This window comes from Rhodococcus sp. UFZ-B548 (assembly GCF_903819475.1).
Classification (GTDB): domain Bacteria; phylum Actinomycetota; class Actinomycetes; order Mycobacteriales; family Mycobacteriaceae; genus Rhodococcus_F; species Rhodococcus_F erythropolis.
In genome coordinates, this window is sequence record NZ_CAIJDS010000009.1 from 100,508 (window position 1) to 120,098 (window position 19,591).

General features: G+C 61.5%; 20 protein-coding genes. 7 read left to right on the top strand and 13 right to left on the bottom strand.

Features of this window, described 5'->3' with window-relative positions; translation table 11 throughout:
• Positions 1-86: 86 nt before the first annotated feature.
• A complete protein-coding gene (locus H7C86_RS11130; protein WP_141487404.1) occupies positions 87-1,445 on the bottom strand; it encodes an L-serine ammonia-lyase in 1,359 nt (452 codons plus the stop codon).
• Positions 1,442-2,122 carry a peptidase dimerization domain-containing protein gene (locus H7C86_RS37205; protein ID WP_259349033.1) on the bottom strand — a complete coding sequence of 227 codons (681 nt, stop codon included), beginning with the start codon at positions 2,120-2,122 and terminating at the stop codon, positions 1,442-1,444. The genes H7C86_RS11130 and H7C86_RS37205 overlap by 4 nt, the downstream gene beginning before the upstream one ends.
• Before the next feature lie 127 nt (positions 2,123-2,249).
• Between H7C86_RS37205 and H7C86_RS37210 the strand changes: the two genes are divergently transcribed.
• Positions 2,250-2,588, top strand: a complete 339-nt coding sequence (locus tag H7C86_RS37210) for a hypothetical protein (RefSeq protein ID WP_259349032.1) — start codon at positions 2,250-2,252, stop codon at positions 2,586-2,588.
• A gap of 147 nt (positions 2,589-2,735) precedes the next feature.
• Here H7C86_RS37210 and H7C86_RS11140 read toward each other — a convergent pair whose 3' ends face one another.
• Complete coding sequence (locus tag H7C86_RS11140; protein WP_020969365.1) at positions 2,736-4,079, bottom strand: DUF3100 domain-containing protein; 1,344 nt, start codon at positions 4,077-4,079, stop codon at positions 2,736-2,738.
• 136 nt (positions 4,080-4,215) lie between these two features.
• On the opposite strand from H7C86_RS11140, the gene H7C86_RS11145 reads away from it, so the two are divergent.
• Positions 4,216-5,214 (top strand): Lrp/AsnC family transcriptional regulator, encoded by a 999-nt coding sequence (locus H7C86_RS11145; protein ID WP_259349031.1) that lies wholly within the window; start codon positions 4,216-4,218, stop codon positions 5,212-5,214.
• 36 nt (positions 5,215-5,250) lie between these two features.
• Here H7C86_RS11145 and H7C86_RS11150 read toward each other — a convergent pair whose 3' ends face one another.
• From H7C86_RS11150 to ppk2, 4 genes are read right to left on the bottom strand one after another with little or no spacing between them, the layout of a single operon-like run.
• Positions 5,251-6,216, bottom strand: a complete 966-nt coding sequence (locus H7C86_RS11150) for an endonuclease/exonuclease/phosphatase family protein (protein WP_182261079.1) — start codon at positions 6,214-6,216, stop codon at positions 5,251-5,253.
• A gap of 47 nt (positions 6,217-6,263) precedes the next feature.
• A complete protein-coding gene (locus H7C86_RS11155) occupies positions 6,264-7,958 on the bottom strand; it encodes a SulP family inorganic anion transporter (RefSeq protein ID WP_021343951.1) in 1,695 nt (564 codons plus the stop codon).
• The gene (locus H7C86_RS11160) at positions 7,955-10,717 is read right to left on the bottom strand and encodes a cation-transporting P-type ATPase (protein WP_182261078.1); all 2,763 of its coding nucleotides are present in this window, start codon (positions 10,715-10,717) and stop codon (positions 7,955-7,957) included. The genes H7C86_RS11155 and H7C86_RS11160 overlap by 4 nt, the downstream gene beginning before the upstream one ends.
• 27 nt (positions 10,718-10,744) lie before the next feature.
• A complete protein-coding gene (ppk2, locus tag H7C86_RS11165; RefSeq protein WP_153212522.1) occupies positions 10,745-11,512 on the bottom strand; it encodes a polyphosphate kinase 2 in 768 nt (255 codons plus the stop codon).
• A 219-nt stretch (positions 11,513-11,731) separates the two neighbouring features.
• Between ppk2 and H7C86_RS37215 the strand changes: the two genes are divergently transcribed.
• Positions 11,732-11,983: a three-helix bundle dimerization domain-containing protein gene (locus H7C86_RS37215; RefSeq protein WP_019748020.1), complete on the top strand. Its 252-nt coding sequence runs from the start codon at positions 11,732-11,734 to the stop codon at positions 11,981-11,983.
• Between the two features lie 131 nt (positions 11,984-12,114).
• The gene (locus tag H7C86_RS11170; protein WP_020969370.1) at positions 12,115-12,492 is read left to right on the top strand and encodes an SHOCT domain-containing protein; all 378 of its coding nucleotides are present in this window, start codon (positions 12,115-12,117) and stop codon (positions 12,490-12,492) included.
• Here H7C86_RS11170 and H7C86_RS11175 read toward each other — a convergent pair.
• Together H7C86_RS11175 and H7C86_RS11180 are read right to left on the bottom strand one after the other, a co-directional pair.
• Positions 12,470-13,915, bottom strand: coding sequence for an ABC transporter ATP-binding protein (locus H7C86_RS11175; protein ID WP_182261162.1), 1,446 nt, complete (start codon positions 13,913-13,915; stop codon positions 12,470-12,472). The genes H7C86_RS11170 and H7C86_RS11175 overlap by 23 nt on opposite strands.
• 78 nt (positions 13,916-13,993) lie before the next feature.
• Positions 13,994-14,392 carry a hypothetical protein gene (locus H7C86_RS11180; RefSeq protein WP_019748023.1) on the bottom strand — a complete coding sequence of 133 codons (399 nt, stop codon included), beginning with the start codon at positions 14,390-14,392 and terminating at the stop codon, positions 13,994-13,996.
• Between the two features lie 162 nt (positions 14,393-14,554).
• On the opposite strand from H7C86_RS11180, the gene H7C86_RS11185 reads away from it, so the two are divergent.
• Complete coding sequence (locus tag H7C86_RS11185; protein WP_135000349.1) at positions 14,555-15,148, top strand: GNAT family N-acetyltransferase; 594 nt, start codon at positions 14,555-14,557, stop codon at positions 15,146-15,148.
• Between the two features lie 17 nt (positions 15,149-15,165).
• Here H7C86_RS11185 and H7C86_RS11190 read toward each other — a convergent pair whose 3' ends face one another.
• The 4 genes from H7C86_RS11190 to H7C86_RS11205 form a co-directional block, all read right to left on the bottom strand.
• Positions 15,166-16,242, bottom strand: a complete 1,077-nt coding sequence (locus H7C86_RS11190) for an ABC transporter substrate-binding protein (RefSeq protein WP_225989566.1) — start codon at positions 16,240-16,242, stop codon at positions 15,166-15,168.
• 142 nt (positions 16,243-16,384) lie between these two features.
• Positions 16,385-17,203, bottom strand: coding sequence for an AraC family transcriptional regulator (locus H7C86_RS11195; protein ID WP_020907402.1), 819 nt, complete (start codon positions 17,201-17,203; stop codon positions 16,385-16,387).
• 54 nt (positions 17,204-17,257) lie between these two features.
• Positions 17,258-17,584, bottom strand: a complete 327-nt coding sequence (locus H7C86_RS11200) for a multidrug efflux SMR transporter (RefSeq protein ID WP_019748027.1) — start codon at positions 17,582-17,584, stop codon at positions 17,258-17,260.
• Positions 17,581-17,931 (bottom strand): multidrug efflux SMR transporter, encoded by a 351-nt coding sequence (locus H7C86_RS11205; RefSeq protein WP_019748028.1) that lies wholly within the window; start codon positions 17,929-17,931, stop codon positions 17,581-17,583. The genes H7C86_RS11200 and H7C86_RS11205 overlap by 4 nt, the downstream gene beginning before the upstream one ends.
• A 53-nt stretch (positions 17,932-17,984) precedes the next feature.
• On the opposite strand from H7C86_RS11205, the gene H7C86_RS11210 reads away from it, so the two are divergent.
• Both H7C86_RS11210 and map read left to right on the top strand, forming a co-directional pair.
• A complete protein-coding gene (locus H7C86_RS11210; RefSeq protein ID WP_042951657.1) occupies positions 17,985-18,704 on the top strand; it encodes a transglutaminase domain-containing protein in 720 nt (239 codons plus the stop codon).
• A gap of 29 nt (positions 18,705-18,733) precedes the next feature.
• Entirely contained in the window at positions 18,734-19,591 is an 858-nt protein-coding gene (gene map / locus H7C86_RS11215; RefSeq protein ID WP_182261077.1) for a type I methionyl aminopeptidase, read from the top strand.

Consider the following 19,591-nt stretch of genomic DNA (forward strand, 5'->3'; position numbering starts at 1 on the left):
ACGAGTGTAGAAATCGGTACACCGGACTTCATCGTTCGAGAGGGTGATATTTCCGGTGATGGCGTCCGCCCGCCGTCGACATCCCCTCAGCACTCGACGACATTGACGGCGAGTCCGCCTTCACTGGTTTCCTTGTAACGCACGGACATGTCGTTTCCGGTTTGGCGCATGGTTTCGATGACGGTATCGAGGCTCACCACATGCGTCCCGTCACCCAGGTATGCGAGCTGAGCTGCGGTGACTGCAGTCGAGGCGGCTACGGCATTTCGTTCGATGCAGGGGATTTGGACCAGGCCACCAACCGGATCGCAGGTCAGCCCCAGATGGTGTTCCATGGCAATCTCAGCTGCATTCTCGATTTGTCGTGGTGATCCGCCCATGACAGCGCACAAGCCGGCTGCCGCCATCGCGCAGGCAGCTCCGACTTCACCCTGGCACCCCGCCTCCGCACCCGAGATCGAGGCATTCGCCTTGATGATCGATCCGATTGCGGCAGCGGTGAGGAGAAAGGTTCGAACGTCGTGAGCGCCGGCGCCCGTAGCGCGTATGTGGTGATAGAGCACCGCCGGCACGATGCCCGCAGCGCCGTTCGTCGGAGCCGTTACCACGCGGCCACCTGCTGCATTTTCTTCGTTGACCGCCATGGCGTAGACGGTCAGCCACTCGCGTGAGGAGGGGTCGCAGTTACGTTGTTCCAGTTGAGTGTTCGCAGACCGTGCTCGTCGGCGAACTCCGAGACGCCCGGGCAATACACCTTCGGTCTGGGTGCCGCGTTCGATGCATGCGCGCATCGCGGACCAGATCGCGTCGATGCCGGTGAATGCTCGATCCTGGCCATGCATCGCGATTTCGTCCGACAGTGCCAGCTCGGCGATGGTTCCGGAGCCGCATTCCGCCAGTAGCTCTTTCGCGGTTCGATAGCGTGAGTTGATCGAATGCGCGCTTGCTTGCGTCTCCGTTCCGGCGCGCAGTACGAATCCGCCACCGATCGACAGATATGTACTCGTACAGACGATTTCGTTACCCTTGAAGGCTGTCAGTGTCATCGAGTTGGGGTGCCCGTGACGGCGAACGAGTGGCTCGAACACCATGTCCTCGCGAGTGAACACTACGTGTTCGAGTGAGCCACCGACGAGCATCACCGATCCGCCGTCCGACAGTTCGGCCCAGCGCCCGTGAACGTCGGTCGGCTCGCACGTTTCAGGATCCAACCCACGAAGTCCCGCAATCACCGCGTCGGGAGTGCAGTGACCTATTCCGGTGGCGGCGAGAGAGCCGTGCAGGTAGCAGCGAATTCGGTCGACCGACGCGGTCAAGCCGGCGGCGGAGAGCTCGCCGCCGAAAGTGTGGGCGGCGCGCATCGGACCGACCGTGTGTGAACTGGAGGGTCCGATGCCGATGGAGAAGAATTCGAGAGCGGAAACGTAGACGCCGGTGGTGCTCATTTGGCGCTCGTGACGGTGGTCGCTCCTGACTCGCGCTGGGCCGCAATCGTCAGGAGGTTGGAGCGCGAGTCCCCGGTTGCGGCTCGGATCACTGTGCGCGCCATTGCGATTGCTCCGTGCAGAACAGCTTCGTCGCCCGCTGCGGAGCGGGCATCAGCGGCAAACTCGATAGTGTGAGGAACTCCGGTGACGCCGCGCAACGCGATCATCGGGTGGATCGAGGGGACCACCTTCGACACGTTGCCCATGTCCGTCGAGCCGCCGGTCAGGGGAGTTCGGGCGGCCGCGGTGCGGCCCAGGCTCGCGATCTCCTCGTCCCAGATCGTCGCCAGCACGCGATGTTGAACAAGCTCCTCGTAGCGCGGTTCGGCGCGTTCGGTCGACCAGGAGCAGTCGCTGGCCACAGCTGCGCCCTCGAAGCAGGCGAGCATGCGACGCTTGGCGTCCAACAGCACGTCGAGTTCTGCGGCCCGAACTTCCGCTCGCACCAACGTCGAGGCCGGAATGATGTTTGTTGCTTCGCCGCCGTGCTCGACGTAGGCGTTGAGCCTGACGTCGGACGGAAGTTGTTGACGGAGAAGTCCGATGGCGACCAAGGCGATCGTGGCGGCGTCACCTGCGTTGATGCCCTTGTGTGGCGCAGCGGCCGCGTGTGCGGCTCGTCCGGTGTAGGTCACGTCGAACCGGTCGACTGCCTGCGTTCCGGTGACCGTGCAACTGACGTCTTCACCTGGGGGGGGGGGGGGGGGGGGGGGGGGGGGGGGGGGGGGGGGGGGGGGGGGGGGGCAAGACTTTCCCGCCGCCATGTTCTTCGGCCGGCGTACCGAGAAGGACGACGGTCAGGCCGTGTTCCTCCGCGACCTCTCCGAGCGCGATCGCTGCTCCCAGTCCGGCAGCGGCGATGACATTGTGTCCACACGCATGACCGATGTCGGGAAGGGCGTCGTACTCAGCGCAGACTACGACGCGGAAGGGGCCGGAGCCTCGCACAGCTTCGAATGCCGTCTCGAGGCCGTAGGCGGCGCGAGTAACCGTGAAGCCGGCTTCCTGTGCGGCGTCCGCCAAGAGGGCGGACGCCCGATGCTCTTCGAATGCCAGCTCTGGGTGAGCATGGATCGTGTGGCTGACATCGATGAGGCGTGATGCCCACTTCTCGATCGTGCTCGAAACCGAGTCTGTGTGGGTGAGGGTGTCAGCGATGGACATGGGTATTGCTTCCTTTCAACATCTTTGGTTCTCTGTGTCTTCGGATCGCGGTGTCTACGGTTCTCAGCGTCTTCGGGTGCAGTTCTAGTGCCAGAGGCCCAGCGCGAACTCCGCGACGACCACGGAAAGTAGGTAAGAGGCGAGGATCGCGACGATTCCGACGGGCACGATCTTCCAGCCGATCGTCTTGAGCAAGGGAAGGTCCTTGCCGAGGCTGAGACCTGCGACAGTCAAGGTGAGGGTGCAGATCGAGAGAAAGTCGACAGTCCCGACGGTGCTCGAGACGAAATCACCGATGGGGGACCACGGTGTTGTCGCCAAGGCGCCGATGGTGATGATTGCGATCATCGCCGCGATCTTGCCGCGCGTCAGGCGGGCCACGCCGACGCCCAGGAGCAACAATCCGGTGAGGATCAGGTAACCGACGATGATCGATCGAGATACGCCACCCGCTGCGATTGAGGAGACGATGACCCCACCGACGAACAGAATCGGAACGATGGTGGTCAGCGGCACGGTGACGCTCGGCGCAACCGCTCGTGGGGCAGTGTCGGCTTTCCGTTCGCTGGTCGTCTTCGAGCGCTTGGTGAGTGCGCCGTAGATTCGATCGGCAAGGGGGAGTGCGACATACATGCCGACATACACGCCGAGGAGGCCGGTGATGATGTTGGATGTTGCCGCTACGGCGAGTACCTGGTCGGCCATCTCGGGGTGCGCCGAAACGACGCTGGCGGCAGCGGCAGCCATCATCGAGCCGGATCCGACCCCAGCACCCATCGCCAATGCAAGGGGGTCGAAGATGTTGAAGGATGTCGCCAGCGACGCAATCAGGCTGATCAGCACGGCACCGAACAGAGTGCCGAAGACGTACATCGACAGGACACCACGGTACTGGTCGGAATCGGGACCGTAGCGTTCACTGACCATCGCGAAGGACCCCTCGCGGTCGATGGAGAAGGTGGCTCCGACGGTGGCCGGTCCCATCCGAAGGAGTACCGCCAACGGGAGTGCGAGAGCGATAGTGCCGAACAAGTGCCCCAGTTCCTGCAGTAGCAGGGCGGGGCCCGCCTCGAACAACAGTTGGATGTTCGGGCCGATGGTGAAAGACAGTCTCGCGCAAAGCAAGAGAACAGCCAGCCCCATGATTGCCGAGGCTGCGGCCTGAAGATCGAGGCCGAGAGGTTTCCACTTCTGACTCGAGACGGCACCGCCGGCAATCAGTCCCCACACCATGGGCAAGATCGTGATGGCGGCAGCGCCGACAGGAATCACTGCGGGGCCGATCAGTTGAGCGCCTGCCGCAAGCGCGAGGAGCAGAATCGCCACGATCCACAGCCGTGGCGACCTCAAGGCGAAAACGATCTTTTGCGTCGGGGTTTGATCGCTGACCGGAGAATCGTCATGCGAGACAGGGAATGCTTCGGTCATGTCGGTGTCTTTCTCGAGGGGGCGAACGAACGCAAGAAGCAAGCGTTCTCGAGGTTCAGGATTTGGTGGACTATTGATGTGATGAAGTTAGGATCGATGCGTTTCGATCCTGTTTCGGTGCAGCATTCTTTTGAAAGTGAGGTCCTCGGTGCAGGATCAGGTGCTCAAGGACGAAGATCTTCGGCTGTTGAACGCACTGCAGATCAGGCCGCGAGCCTCGTGGTCCGAGCTTTCACGCGCGATCGGTTCCGACCCGGTCACCCTGACCAGGCGTTGGGAGCGTCTGCACTCGCAAGGGATAGCGTGGATCGCTGCGTACCGTGGGGGTCCCATCGTGTCGGCGACCGCACTGCTCGAGATCGAATGCGCACCGGCACAGACCTTGAGCGTGGCCGAACAGATCGCGCACGATCCCGAAGTTCTCACAGTCGATCTCACAACCGGCAATCGGGATCTACTCGTCACGCTCACCTGCACTGACCTCGATCAATTGTCCAGGTATGTCTTGGAACGAACACGATCGCTACCGATGGTCACTGCGATGCGAACTCAGATCGTGTCCTCGGCGAATTCCGACGCACGAAACTGGCGTCTACGTGCTCTCGATGCGGAAGAAATTGCCGCGCTCGACTCGGCCCCGGCGGCGAAGAGTCGTGGGGTACGCGCCAGCGAAGAGGAACAGTCGAAGCTGTTCGACATCCTTTCTCGCGAACCACGAATTACCGTCTCGGCCCTCGCTGCAGCCCTCGGCGTCACGCCGGCTCGCGCCGGGGCGCTCCTTTCTCACGAGCTGTCGACGGGGCGCCTGGTCGTCCGCACGGAGATTGCTCGGCCCTACTCCGGCTGGCCGGCCTACGCCTGGTATTTCTTACGTCTCGAGGGGCGAAAGGAAGCCATTGCTCAGCGCCTTTCCCTCCTGCGTGAGGCGAGGCTTGTTGCTTCGACGATCGGCAGCTACGACATCGCATTGGCGGTGTGGCTGCGCTCGATCGACGACGTGCAGCGTTTGGAAGGTTATCTCGCCGAGCAGTTTCCGGGCGTATCCGTGGTGGACCGGTCGATCGTCCTGCGTACGCCGCATCATCTACATCGAACAATCGATGTGTCGGGTCGAAGCATGCCGAAGCACGGGTGATCCGTAACGCGTTCGCGCGGATCGGGTGCTCTCCGACTACTGGGGGATCGCCACGTCGACGATCAAGCCGTAGTGATCGGAACCTTCGATCTCGATGCGCTCGAGAGTCTTCGCCTGTGCACCCCGCAGAAGTACATGGTCGATGCCGACGATCGCGGGAAATTTTTTGTCCGCCGGGTAGGTGCGAACGATGCCGACTCCCAATTGGTCTGCGGTATCGGAGTAGCCGACGTCGAGAAGCTCACGGAATTGCTTGTGCGTGAAGGTCGTGTTGAAATCGCCACTGACGACGACGGTTCCCTCCGCGGCAGCGGCGTCGAGCGCGTTTCGCAAAGTGCTCAGCTCGGCAGTCCACACGTCGGGCGGGGTCACGTACGCCGGTCCGGGGTGAACCGCCAGAAGGGTGAACGGGGTTGAGAATCCCACTTCGGCAACAAGATTGGTAGGTCCGAAGCCGTTCAATTCCCGAGTTTCCGTCAGCGGATAACGACTGTAAATACCTGCGCCACCCCCGCCGGCCTCGTCCGGTACCAAGTAGTGATGCGGCAGCAGTTGCTCGAGCCCTTGATCTCTCAGAGAGCCTTCGAGTGATGTGGTCAGTTCCTGAACCGTCAGGACATCGACTGCCTTCTCACGCACCGTCGCAGTCAAACTGACGGGGTCTGCCTGCCCGAAGAGAAGGTTCGCTTGCATTACACGCAGAGACGGCCCGTCGATTTCGGAACTGTTTGCTACATACAATGGACTGATCACCGACGCGCCCACCGCTATCAGTACCACCGAAATCGCCAGCAGGATCCAGCGGCGAAAAACCAGGCATATCAGGGACGCTGCGAGTGTGACTGCAAGCAGCATCGGGACAAAGGAGGCCACGGCGATCAACGGGTTGATCGGCTTGGTGGAGTACAACGAGATCAGCGCAATGACACCGACGGCAATCCCACCCACCCCGGCGACCTGAGCGATACGGCGAGCCGGAACGTTGTCCGTCGTGAATCCCATACCAAACGGTACCTAATGCAGCTTAGGCTCCCGATTGCCTGGCGTTGTCAGTCGCCGGTTCGGGTGCGGAATGCGTTCACGGCCGCTTCGATGGTCGGGTAGAAGTGCGTCGAATCGAACCTGTCGCCGACCCCGAATCGGATGAGTCGATCCTTGATCGGACCTTTCATCTCCGCGAATGCCAATCGAATTCCTTTGCCCTCCAAAAATGTATCCAGATCGACGAGTTCGTCGACGGCGGTCGTGTCGAGTCCGGTGATCGGCTCGGCGGCAATGACCACCCATTCGACCGGGTCGGGTGCCTTGGCGACGACGGAGCGAACGTACTCGTCGAAGATCTCGCCGTTCGCGAAAAACAGTGGTGCGTCAAATCTCACCAACACGAGGCCGGGGATGCGATGTCCGTCCGGGTGGCGTTCGACGTCGTGGAATCCCGCGGGTTCGCCCGTCTCGACGAGTTCGGTTCGATGTGGCTGCCATACCTGCGCGATGACCGCTACGAAGGAGAGTCCGATCGCAACAAGGATGCCTTGAAGCACCCCGACCAGGGCAACGCCCAGAAACGCCGCGACGGCGAGGCCGAATTCCACGGTGCTCATGCGCCACATGCGGACCATGCCGCCCACGTCGATCAGTGCACACGCGGCGACGATGACGACGGCGGCCAGTGTTGCATCGGGCAGATATGCCGTCAGTCCGGGAGCGACGAGGACAAACACCAGGACGGCGAGTGCTCCGACGACACCGGCCAATTGTGTATGCGCCCCACTCTGTTCGGCTACCGGCGTCCGTGATCCGCTCGCCGATATCGGAAATCCGCCGAACAGTCCGCCGGCCACGTTCGCGACACCGATCGCCTTCATCTCGGTACTGCCGTTCACGTCCTCGCCGTGTCGGGCGGCGAAGGTGCGCGAGAGAACGCCGGTGTCGGCGAAGGCAATCAGCGCGATACCGGCCGCCGGTCCGATCAGGTGCCCGACGTCTTGCCAGGTGACTCCACCGAGAGAGGGGAGGGGAAGTCCTTCCGGCAGTGCGCCGACCATGCCGATGTCATCGGTGAGACCGGCGGCGGCGGACAAGACTATTGCCGCGACGACGGCGACCAGCACACCGGGTACAACTGGTACCCAGAGCCGGAAGACCACAATGACAATGAGTGAACCCACGCCGACGACGGCAGCGAGGGGATCGACATCTCCACCGGCCAGAGCCTTTCCGATCTCACCGATTTCACCGAGGAGGCCGGACGCGTCGACGGAGAAACCGAGCAGCTTGGGAATCTGACCGATTACGACGACGAGCGCGATGGCGTTGAGGTAGCCGAGGCGGATCGGTTTCGAGAGGAGTTCGGTCACGAAACCCAGACGCAGGAATCCGCCGATCACCAGGATGAGCCCGACAAGGACGGCGAGAACCCCGGCGAGTGCAAGCGCGTTCTCCGAATCGCCGACCACCGCCAGCGGTATGACTGCGGCGGCGATGAGCGGTGCCAGCGACGAATCAGGCCCGAGTACAAGAATCTTCGACGGTCCGACTACCGCGTACGCGAGCAACGGCACGATGGTTGCGTACAGACCGGCGTACGCGGGCAATCCGGCGGCCTCGGCGTAGCCCATCCCCGCCGGGATCAGCAGGGCCGTCAAGACGAGCCCTGCTGTGATGTCGGTTCGCAGCCATTCGCGGCGGTACCCGCGGGCAGTCGCGATCCCCGGTAGCCGACCTAGACCCTCCGTCCACGTCATCGTGTGATTGTCCCTCCCTCAGCGGAGTGACGGGCGCGCTCGGGGGCAACTGCAGTGGTCGCGGTGATGGCGACAGGTGTCGGTGAGAGGCGGCGGCGTCGGATCGCCTTTTCCAACTCGACGACAACCGGGATGATCAGCGACCAGCCTAGGCAGACGAGCCACTGGGCGCCGGTCAGTGAGGTTGTCATGAGGAGATCCTGGAGAACACCCGCCTCGACGGCAAATACGGTCACGACCGTGGGGATGGTCAAGATCTTGATGGCACCGAGAACCGGCGGAACAAGGCCGGACTCGGGATCACGCCGCATGGTCAACCCAGCGAATATCGAACCGAGCGAGAGCACTACGAATGCGGTGGTCATGGGGACATTCGCCTCAGTAGTGCTCATTTCGCCGGGTGCGAGAAGCATCGCTGCGAGTGTCACGGCAAATTGCAAGACGCCGTACGCGAGCCACTGAGCGACTGCGCTTCGATGTGCGATCGGCATCTTGGGATCGCGTGGCGGCTTGTTCATCAGATCCGGTGGCGGCGGGTCGAGCATGATCACGGCGACGGGGAACAGTGTGATGAAGAAGTGCTGGAACAGCACCATCAGCGGTGTCAGTGCCACACCCTCGTTGATGTTGAAGATGCTCGCGGCGAGGAAGAGGAGAACCAACGAGAAGAGTTTCGACATCTGGTAGCGGATGTACGAGACGATCTTCTCGTAGATGTTGCGGCCCAGGGTGATCGCGGTGATGAGGGTTCCGAAGTTGTCGTCGGTGAGCACCATCTTGCCCGCCTGTTTGGTTACCTCACTGCCCGAGCCCATGGCGACGCCGATATCGGCCTTCTTCAACGCGGCGGCGTCGTTGACAGCATCTCCGGTCATCGCGACCACGGCGCCACCGCTCTGCATGACATCGACCAAGCGAAGTTTGTCCTGCGGAGTGACTCGGCCGAACACGTGCAGGTTCGGCAACGCGGCCGAGAGTTCGTCATCGGTCATCGCTTGCAATTCGGCTCCGCCGACCGCGCCCGGGCCGAGTCCGAGTTCGGCACCGATCGCGGCGGCGGTGATGGCATGGTCGCCGGTGATCATGCGGACCTCGATGCCGGCCCGGTGTGCGGTTCGCACCGAATCGACCGCCTCCGGACGCAGCGGGTCGATGATGCCTGCCATACCGACAAACGTCAGGTCCTCGACAAAGGACATAGGGTCCGCCACGACAGCGTCTTCCCGTCCGTCGAGTCGTCTGACCGCGAATGCCAGCACCCGAAGACCCTTCTCGGACATGGACTGATTTGCTGCCGTGAGTTCGTCTCGGACTTCCTCGATCGGGACCTGCCGGCGGCCGGGGAGAAAGGCCGAAGAACAACGAGCGAGGACGACATCGGGTCCGCCCTTGACCAATCCGACGAACTGACTTGAGCCGTCGACTTCGAGATGGTGGTACGTGGCCATGAACTTGTACGCGGAATCGAACGGAACCGTCGCCACCCGCGGGTAGGTCCGTCTGGTGAGTGGGGCGTCGGCACCGATCTTTGCCGCGAGCACCACGAGTGCGGCCTCGGTCGGGTCGCCGACAACTTCCCCGGAATCGGAAACCGTTGCATCGCTGTCGAGACACAGTCCGTATGCGAGAAGGGTGAAGTCGGGCGGTGCCTCGCCGGCAACCTGCGTGATCCTTCCCGCTTTGGCGTAGCCTTCGCCGTCGACTGTGTACCAACGGCCGTGGACGTACAGCGATCGGACGGTCATCTGGTTCATGGTCAGCGTGCCGGTCTTGTCCGAGTTGATTGCACTGGTCGCGCCGAGAGTTTCGACGTCGGTCAGGTTCTTCACGACGGCCTTGGCGTCGGCCAGTTGACGGGCCCCGTAGGCCAGCATTGCCTGGACGAAGGTTGGCAGGCCGGTCGGAATCGCGGACACTCCCATCGCGATACCAAGGAGCAGAAGCGTTGTCAGGTCCTGACCACGAATGAGTCCGATGACGACGATGACGATCACGGCTGTCCACGCGATGATGCCGAGAAGTTTGGTGAGAGAGTCCAATTCTCGTTGCAGTGGCGACTTGCCAGGGGCGACGGCCGACAACATCGACGCGATCTGGCCGATCTGCGTCTGCATTCCGGTCTCGGTGACCACCATGGTCGCTGTGCCGCGGGTGACCGAGGTGTTCTGGAACACCAGATTGCTGCGGTCTCCGAGTGGAATATCCTCATTGCTCAGCGTTTTCGGGTCCTTCGGGATCGGCGCGCTTTCCCCGGTCAATGCGGCTTCCTGTGTCTCCAGGGTGGTCGAGGCGAGCAACCGCCCGTCGGCAGCGATGATGTCTCCTGCCTCGACTTGGACGACGTCACCCGGCACCAGTTCGGTAGCGTCGAGCTGAATCAGGTTCCCGTCACGAATGACACGTGCTTGGGGTGTCTGCATCTTGGCGAGCGCGTCGACGCTGGCCCGTGCCTTCAACTCCTGTCGAGTTCCGAGGACGATGTTGAGCACGACGAGCACCGCCACCACGATCGCTGTCGGCACTTCACCGATGGCGATGCTGACCGCGGCCACGGCGACGAGCATCAAGTTCATCGGATCTTTCAGTTGCAGCAGTGCGATCGACCACGTCGACGGCGGTGGCGTCGAGGTGATTTCGTTCGACCCGTAGCGTTGTCGACGTTGGTCGGCCTCACTCGATTGCAGTCCGCGCTGCTGGTCCGACTGCAGTACGGACACGACTGATTCGCCACTCTGCGCATGCCACGGCGTGGGGCTCATGACCGCACGTCCTTTCCTTGGCGATCGTCAATACCGGGTCGGAATCCAGTGAAGCGGTTGTTTGGGCGTCTGGTAGCCGTGGGCCTTCTGCCGTTTCGGCAGGGTGATGTCAGTGGATTGCACGGGCTCGTAGGGGATCTGACTCAAAATGTGACTGATGATGTTGAGTCGTCCGCGTTTCTTGTCGTCGTTGTTTGCGACATACCAGGGCGCCCAGCCGGTGTCGGTGAAGCGAAACATCTCGTCGCGAGCACGCGAGTAGTCGTACCAATGACTGAACGACTTCAGATCGAGATTCGACAGCTTCCAGATCTTTCGAGGATCGTCGATCCGGCTTTGCAGACGTAAGAGCTGCTGTTCTTCGCTGACCTCGAGCCAGTACTTGAGCAGGATGACTCCCGATTCCACGATCGCGCGTTCGACGGTCGGAATGAGCTGGAGAAATTGATGAGCCTGTTCTTCGGTGCAAAAGCCCATCACTCGTTCGACTCCGGCACGGTTGTACCAACTTCGGTCGAAGATGACGATCTCGCCCGCCGCCGGGAGATGTGGGACGTAACGCTGGACATACATCTGCGAATGCTCTCGCTCGGTCGGCGCCGGTAGAGCAACCACCCGGAACACTCGTGGACTCACGCGTTCGGTGATGGCTTTGATTACTCCGCCCTTCCCCGCGGTATCTCGGCCTTCGAACACGATGCAGACCTTGGCGCCAGACGATTTGACCCACTCCTGCAAAGCCACGAGCTCACCGTGCATCGGCTTGAGTTCGTGGCGGTATACCTTGTTCTTCATCGGTTTTTCTGCGACGAGTGCCGCGTCGTCGTGAAGAATCCGAGCGTTCTTTCCCACTTCCACTCCTTGGAGACGTGAGCGCGCGGGGCATCGTCCGCTCGTATGTGTATGCCCCGTATTCGGTCAACCTATTCTCTCCGTGATCGAGACCCGAATCGTGTTGTTTTCGAACCTGTTTCGAGTCTTGACGCAGTCGCCTGGACGGACGACCATTAATGAATGACTGGCGACGAAGAGTTGCTCCACGTCGAGCGGGTGATCACTCGCCTGATTTCCCGGTATCCGAATGTTCCTCCACCGGAGATCGAAAACAGAGTGCGAACAATTCACCAACGTTTTGCGGGGTGTCGGATACGTGATTTCGTGCCTCTCCTTGTCGAAAAGGCGGCCAGACACGAGATCTCGAACCGGATGATCGTGATTCCGATAATGGATGAACGGTCCGCAGTGCTGAACCCTCTCGAACTGTAGCCGGAACGGACGTCGTCGGCGCATACTGAAATGACCTTGGACCAGGGAGTTTTGGCCGACTGCAGATTTCAGGCGCGGAATGTCAGCCTCCCGAACTCCTTATGTGTAAACCGAGTACAGGGAGCGTTGACATGGAAGGTTTCTGGGAATTCTTCTGGTTCATCTTCGTCTGCTTTGCCTTTGTGGCGTATTTGAGCGTGTTGTTCTCGATCATCACCGACTTGTTCCGTGATCACGAGACTTCGGGTTGGGCCAAGGCGTTGTGGATGATTTTCCTCTTCGTCATTCCATTCTTGTCCGCGATGATCTACGTGGTTGTCAAGAATGACGGAATGACTCGGCGGTCGATGGAGGCCGCTCAACAGCACATACACGCGCAGAGTGACTACATTCGAACCGTCGCCGGCAGGTCTCCGACTCAGCAGATTGCCGACGCCAGAGAGCTTCTCGACTCCGGCGCGATCAACGAAGAGGAATTCCAGGCAATCAAGGCAAAGGCGCTGGCGTAGTTTTTGTATCTTCTGCCCCAGGCCTGGCGTCGTCGGTTCCGGCGTCGTCAGGCCGGGCGTCCTGCGCGGCGGCGCGTGCGGGACGAACCAGCACTTCGAGAGCTACGAGTGCAACCAGCGCAATGATGACGATCCAACCCACGACCAGACCGGTGGGGTAGCGCCAGAAGAGCAGCAACAGTGCGGCGATGCCGATGATGGCGCAGCGCAGCGGAACACGAAGCTGATTGGCCCACCGCTCCACCTGATTCGGCGTACGGCCGCTTGAAGAATGCCGGACGAAGTCCAATGCCTGCCCGTAGCCTCGTCGAACGGCGATCGCCGACGACGACCCACCGACCAGGTAGGCCCCGAGCCCTATCACCACGCCGAGGACCGCGACCGCTCGCAGGCTCGTGCGCAGTGGTACCAGAACTGTGTCGATGACGGCAGTGGCGGCGTCTGGCGAGAGGATATCGGTGGGCACACTGTCGAGGTAGATTGCGCGTCCGATGAGAATTCCGATCGCGAGAACCAGCATTCCCAACGCAATCGACAGGCCGACCAGGGACAGTGCGCGGAGCCTGCGACCGGTTGGCGCAACGGCGACAGCGGCTGCCGCGCAAGCGATTCCCAACCACGGCAGCACCGCTGAGACCTTGTCGAGTGCCGAGACGGCTCGCTGAGCCTTCACCAGCTCGGGGGACTGGAAGAGAACAAATTCCTTGTCCACGGAGGGGATTTTGTCTGCGAAGGCGAAGCCGCGGTCGATCAAAGCTGCTTTGACCCTGTCGATGATCGTACTGAGCGAAATGCTGACGGTTCCGCTCTGATCGACTTCGACGGAATTGGGGCCGTAATCTCCGGTCATGACCGAGACCAGTGCGTTGTGCGCCGATCGGTTCGCTTGAATCCACAAGTCCTCGAACTGTTGTGACCGAACGAGCGAGCCCACCGTGTCGTGAACAAAGCTCTTTGCCTGGCCGGCGATCACCGGTGCCAACCCCACTACGGCTTGATCTAGACGCGGCGCGTTGGCCGCAAGATTCGACACGTCGGTCAGTGCGGTGAGTGCGTCGGTGGTGAGCCCCTCGACGTCGACACGATCGAAGATCTCGTCGGTGATCTGATTCGTGATCTCGGCCTGCACGGCGGGATTCTCGCCCAGTGGCGCGACCGTGCTGACGTAGCGGTCCGTATCGAGTATCTGACTACGGGTGAAGCGGGTGGTCACGGACAAGACTGCAAGGAGGGCGACCAACACCAGCAGTATCGCCACGGCAGTCCACCGGAGTCCGTGTCGAGGTGGCCGGGAGACTTGCTCGACGGTCGTTTCGCGGGCGCTGGGAGTCTGCTCTCGAAGTGTTGCAACCTCTTGCCGCAACCTGGCTAGTTCGGCACGTTCGTCCTCCTGGAGTGGGCCGTCGTTCGTGCCGTTTGCCATCATGTTCCTCTCCGGAGGGAAACTACTGCCGCACAGATGAAAACGCTGAATTCGATGGGTGTATCCGAAGTCGAGACCTCAGATCACGTCGGGATTCCATGTCGCGACAGCCCAGATGACGAATACGTCGAGCGCGATGATGGTGATCGACCACCACGGAGAGTGGGGTAGCCACAGGAAATTCGCGAGGATCGAGAGCGAACAGAAGATTATCGCGCCTACCCGTGCCCACGTCGCGCCGGTGAAGAGCATGATTCCGACAGCGGTGACGAGCACGCCGAGTACGAGGTGAATCCATCCCCAGGAGGTGAGGTCGAATTGGTACGCGTATTCAGGGCCGACAACGGTCACATCGTCCTTGGATATCGCCGAGATGCCTTGGAGAATTTCGAGCACGCCGACGGTGACGAGAAGAACGGCTCCGCCCAGCGCGCTTCCTTTTGCCACACCTTGCTTGACCAGTGATTCCTCGGCCATGACCGCCCCTTGGTATCAAGTGCGAAATTGCCTGGCGTAACTCCGTATTGCGACTATTTACGGTGGTGAAGTATCCCGCCACGGGGCAAATCAAACATTGAGCGCTGGACATCCTCGCGATATTCGCTCGCCCACGAATCCGAGAGGATCTACCGTGACGGCATGGATGTGGAGGACGCAGGCATGACGCCGACGACTGCGCCGGTAACAATTCGGACGGATCGACTGGTGCTTCGTACCTACCGTCCCGGCGATCATCAGGACCTTCTCACCTTCTACGGGCGTAGCGACGTGTGCCGGTATTTGTTCAACGAACCCTGGAGCCCGGACGATGCGCGAGAGGCAGTGCAGACCAGAATGTCTCGCCGCGACCTGAGAGCGGGCGCGGTGGCTCTTGTCGTCGAATACGAGGGCCGGGTTGTCGGAAGCGTGAGTGCCTGGCTAGTCGACGAATCAGGGGACGCTGTCGACACCGAGCGCACCGCCGAAGTCGGGTGGGCATTCTCGCCCGACTTCGGCGGCCGAGGATTCGCGACGGAAGCTGTGACCGCTCTGATCGACCTGGTCTTCGCGACACCCCGATTGCGCCGCGTGGTCGCGCAGATGGATGCGAGAAACGAATCCTCGGCGCGACTCGCGCGGCGAATCGGGTTGCGGCGAGAGGCACATTTTCGGCAGAACGCGTGGATCAAGAACGAGTGGACCGACACTGTGGTTTTTGCAACGCTGCGCAGTGAGTGGCCTACAAGTCTCTGATCAGGAGGGCCGAGCTGCTACTTCGCAACCAGTTCGGTCAACTGGGGGACCAGCTCGTCAGTTGCCCATGGAACGCTCAAAACGCTGACGTACATGGTGGCGGCTGTCAGGCGATTGTCGGTGATCCACAAGTCCTTCCCGTTGGCGATAACCGGCCACCGTGCGAACAGGGTGTTGGCCAACGTGCTGTCGACTTCCGACTGATCGCTTGCCCATCCGAGATATACGTCGGTGTTTATCGTGTCGAGCTTTTCCATGCTGATGCCGAACAGGAACGAGTCGCCTGCAAAGTTCTTGGCACCGTTGACCACGTCGGGAGCGACTGTGAGTCCGAGGTTTTCGACGAACTTCACGCGCGGATCGTCCGGGCCGTAGATGGCCGTTTCGGTTTCGCCTTCGCGGATGTAAGACCCGAAGGCGAACGTGACTCCATTGAATTCAGGATGGCTGGTCTTCGACTCTTCCACCGTCTTTTCGACGGACTTGATCAAATCCGCGGTCTGGGCCGGGCGCCCCAAGGCCTTGCCGACATCGGTGGCGAGGTTTTGCCACGAACTCGGCTGGTACGGCTTGGTGTCGTAGGGGAGTGTCGGGGCGATCGAGCTCAGACGCGAATAGTCCTGCTCGGAGAAACCGGAGTACGGGGCCAGAATCAGGTCGGGTGCGGCATTGAGGATCTGCTCGAACAGAAGCTCACCGCTGTCGGAGTAGTACGGCGCCGGTGTGGGCAGCGGCTGGCCCGACTTCTCGAGTTCCGCGCGCGTCCACGGGAGGAAGCCGTCGGCGTCGCCGGCCCACGAGTCCTTCTGCATTGCAATCGGAGTGACGCCGAGGGCGATGACAGTGTCGGCCGCTGCGGAATCGAGGGTGAGGATCCTGGTCGGTTCCTTGTCGATGGTGGTGCCGCCGAATGCGTGCTCGATCGTGACGGGGTATGCGCCGTCCTCGACAGCAGATGCCGACGAACTATTTTCCTGGGCGTCCGATGACGACTGCGTGCAGGCGGTCAGAGGCAGTGCGGCCGCCACCATCAGCGCAACGACAATTCGCCTCTTCCGTTGGGGACGAATTCTCTGACGGGCAGATCTGAACACGCGAAACTCCTCGGGATTGATCGGGGAAGTGCTTGCACGACTCAGTGCGGTACGCACATGAGAGCAGGCTTACCTAAGTGAATGTAGGGCGCGTGCGTGTAGCGAAGGGGCCAGCAGATGTCGACAACAGGTCAGGCTCGAGTCAGTTGACAGCGGCGAGCGCATTGCCAGGGGTGTAGCCGACCGTCTTACGGAAAGCAGCGATGAACGAGCTCGACGTCCCGTACCCGACTCGACGGCTGACGGCGTTCACACTCATCCCGGTCCCGAGCATGCCCAGTGCTGTGCTCATGCGAACCAGAGTGCGCCATTGCGCAAAACTGAGCGCAAGTTCCGCGGCAAAAATCCGGGTGACCGTGCGTCGGCTGAGGTTGAGAACGTGCGCCCACTGGTCGAGTGACCGATCGTCGGCGGGATCCGACAACACTTTGTCGACGAGTTGTCGAAGCCGGGGATCGCGGGGGATCGGTACATCGAAGTGAGGTGCCGATGCCGGGGTGAGGAGATCGACACAGACCTGCTGTGCCCGAAGGCGTTGTTCTGCAGGCATTCCGGTATGGGCGAGGTGTATCAGCAGTACCCGGGCTGCCTCACTCAAGGTCACGATGCACGGTTCGTTCCAGGTGGGAGTCCACAACTCGGGGGTGAAGAGAGTGGCGCGGAATGCGACGTGGGGATTGGCTTGACCTTCGTGGAGGACCCCGCGAGGGATCCACAGGCCGACGCCGGGCGTGACGGTCCAGAGTTGATTGTCGATGATCATGTTGACGACGCCGCGGTCGGACCAGATGAGTTCGTGCTCGGCATGAGCGTGCTGTGGCCACTGGGTGATGTGGTCGGTCTCGACGATGTACGTCGTCAGTTGGAACGGCGCCGGGACGGCGCGCGCCATCGGAGTGTGGCGGTCGGAATCCGACAGGTGGAGGCCACCGTCGATTTCACGAAGGGCAGGGATCGGCACTGCGGACTACCTCCAAAGCAAAGTTAGGTAAACCTTACACCCTGTTTGCTGGGTTCAGTGGCCCGCACCGAGTTCGATGAGAAGCACGCCTGCCGCGATAAGGCCGATCCCCACGATCATGAGCTTGGTCAGCGGTTCGCGAAAGAGAATGCGGGATGCGATTGCTGTTAGCGCCACCCCGCAAGCAGTCCAGATGCCGTACGCAACGCCGATCGTCAGGCCCGCGTCGAGTGCGAGCGTGAGGAAAGCGAAAGCGGCGAGGTACCCCACGGTGACAACCGCGAGCCATCGTTTGTCGCTGCCGTCCTGCGACGCCATCCGTAGTGACAACGTCGCGGTGACCTCGGAAATAATTGCAGCGATCAGAAATACGAAAGTCATGCCGGGTCCGCCGGCCCGCTGTCGGCAGCAACCTGGGAACCGAGTTCAACGCAGAGGACTCCGCCGATGACCAGGGCAATGCCGACGCCCATCGTGGCTGTCAGGGGGTCGCCGAAAAGGAAAGTCGCGAACACCGCGGTCAGGACAACTCCGGTTGCGCCCCAGATTCCGTATGCAACACCGAGTCCCATGCCCTCCCGCAGGACGAACGACAACGCGGTGAATGCTGCGAGATATCCGCCGACGACCACGACGTACCAGGCGGGGTGATCGAGGGCCGCGCGCAGAGACAGAGTCGCAGACACCTCGGTCAGGATCGCGGTGATCAACAGGAGCCATTTCTTCACGGTTCGGATTCTGTCAGGCTCCACCGATTCCGGTCGCGCACTACGGTTGAGACATGACGTGCGTGCTGCTCGGCGGAATCCGCCAAGGTGACATCCGCCACGATGTGTCCGGTGGCGATATAACCGCGACGCCGATTCTCGACTGGGGCCACGATGACGTGGCTCGCCTCTACGAGGACATTGCAGAAGGTGCGATCCAGTCGGCGCAGGAGTTCCTGGTGTCGGCGCATCGCAGCGTCGCTGCAAATATTCGGCCGGTGTACGGCCTCGACGACCGGCAACCCGTCTCGGTGACATTGAGCCGAGGACGCGGATCCTGCAGTCAGAGACTGGCTATCGTCGAAGCGTTGTCTCGCCGCCGAGGTATCGCCACCCGAGTTCGCGGTCTCGTACTTCGTGGGGAGTTCTGGTACCCGAGATTTCGGCGTCTACATGCGGTGATTCCGAAGTCAGTGCTGCTGGCGTGGCCGGAATTTCTGGTCGACGGGCGCTGGCAGGACATCTCCGAGATCGTTTCACCTGCGGTGGTCTCAGCGCTCGAACCGTTCACGAATACCGGCGAGGAGACACTGTTCGACGCGATCGGACGCGCTCCGATCAGTTGGGGCAAATCAATTTCGTGCGATTGCTTGGACTTCTCCGAATTCGTCGACCGTGATCTGGGCACCTTCGAATCTCGCGACAAGCTCTTCGAGGAATTCGGACAGACGATGTCGACCCCCATCAGAATTCTCGTCGATCCGGTTTTCCGGAACTGGAGTGCATCCGGCTGACGCGCGACGCGAGGTCTAGGCTGTTCTGCATGTCTGTGCGTACCCCATTGGTCCCTGGAACCGTCTCTCCCGTCCTCGCTGTGCCCTCGAAGATCGAGCGGCCCGAGTACGCGTGGAAGCCGACCGCCAAAGAGGGCAACGAGCCCTGGGTTCAGACGCCGGAGACGATCGAGGCGATGCGCATCGCCAGCAAGATCGCTGCCGGCGCGCTGCAGGAAGCCGGCAAGGCTGTCGCTCCCGGTGTCACGACCGACGAGCTCGACCGCATCGCACACGAGTTCATGCTCGACCACGGCGCATACCCGTCGACGTTGGGCTACAAGAGCTTTCCCAAGTCGTGCTGCACGTCTCTCAACGAGGTGATCTGCCACGGAATCCCCGACTCGACCGTGATCCAGGACGGAGACATCGTCAATATCGACGTCACCGCGTACATCAACGGGGTGCACGGGGACACCAATGCGACGTTGCTCGCCGGTGACGTGTCCGAAGAGAACCGCTTGCTCGTCGAGCGCACACACGAGGCAACGATGCGGGCCATCAAAGCCGTCAAGCCCGGCCGCGCGCTCAACGTGATCGGACGCGTCATCGAGTCCTACGCCCATCGGTTCGGGTACGGCGTCGTCCGGGACTTCACCGGACACGGAATCGGCGAGACCTTCCACAACGGCCTCGTGATCCTGCACTACGACGAGCCCGCGGTCGAGACGATCATCGAACCGGGCATGGTCTTCACGATCGAACCGATGATCAACCTCGGTGGTATCGACTACGAGATCTGGGAGGACGGCTGGACCGTCGTCACCAAGGACCGTAAGTGGACGGCGCAGTTCGAGCACACCTTGGTGGTCACCGAGACCGGTGCAGAGATTCTCACCCTGCCTTGA

Bases quoted from the DNA above. Each gene is read 5' to 3' on its own strand.
- H7C86_RS11170 (WP_020969370.1), top strand. From the start codon at position 12,115: ATGGAAGGTTTCTGGGAATTCTTCTGGTTCATCTTCGTCTGCTTTGCC.
- H7C86_RS11155 (WP_021343951.1), bottom strand. From the start codon at position 7,958: ATGACGTGGACGGAGGGTCTAGGTCGGCTACCGGGGATCGCGACTGCC.
- H7C86_RS37215 (WP_019748020.1), top strand. From the start codon at position 11,732: ATGACTGGCGACGAAGAGTTGCTCCACGTCGAGCGGGTGATCACTCGC.
- H7C86_RS11175 (WP_182261162.1), bottom strand. From the start codon at position 13,915: ATGGCAAACGGCACGAACGACGGCCCACTCCAGGAGGACGAACGTGCC.
- H7C86_RS11150 (WP_182261079.1), bottom strand. From the start codon at position 6,216: ATGGGATTCACGACGGACAACGTTCCGGCTCGCCGTATCGCTCAGGTC.
- H7C86_RS11130 (WP_141487404.1), bottom strand. From the start codon at position 1,445: ATGAGCACCACCGGCGTCTACGTTTCCGCTCTCGAATTCTTCTCCATC.
- H7C86_RS11180 (WP_019748023.1), bottom strand. From the start codon at position 14,392: ATGGCCGAGGAATCACTGGTCAAGCAAGGTGTGGCAAAAGGAAGCGCG.
- H7C86_RS11210 (WP_042951657.1), top strand. From the start codon at position 17,985: ATGACGTGCGTGCTGCTCGGCGGAATCCGCCAAGGTGACATCCGCCAC.
- ppk2 (WP_153212522.1), bottom strand. From the start codon at position 11,512: ATGAAGAACAAGGTATACCGCCACGAACTCAAGCCGATGCACGGTGAG.
- map (WP_182261077.1), top strand. From the start codon at position 18,734: ATGTCTGTGCGTACCCCATTGGTCCCTGGAACCGTCTCTCCCGTCCTC.
- H7C86_RS37210 (WP_259349032.1), top strand. From the start codon at position 2,250: ATGTTCTTCGGCCGGCGTACCGAGAAGGACGACGGTCAGGCCGTGTTC.
- H7C86_RS11140 (WP_020969365.1), bottom strand. From the start codon at position 4,079: ATGACCGAAGCATTCCCTGTCTCGCATGACGATTCTCCGGTCAGCGAT.
- H7C86_RS11200 (WP_019748027.1), bottom strand. From the start codon at position 17,584: ATGACTTTCGTATTTCTGATCGCTGCAATTATTTCCGAGGTCACCGCG.
- H7C86_RS11160 (WP_182261078.1), bottom strand. From the start codon at position 10,717: ATGAGCCCCACGCCGTGGCATGCGCAGAGTGGCGAATCAGTCGTGTCC.
- H7C86_RS11185 (WP_135000349.1), top strand. From the start codon at position 14,555: ATGGATGTGGAGGACGCAGGCATGACGCCGACGACTGCGCCGGTAACA.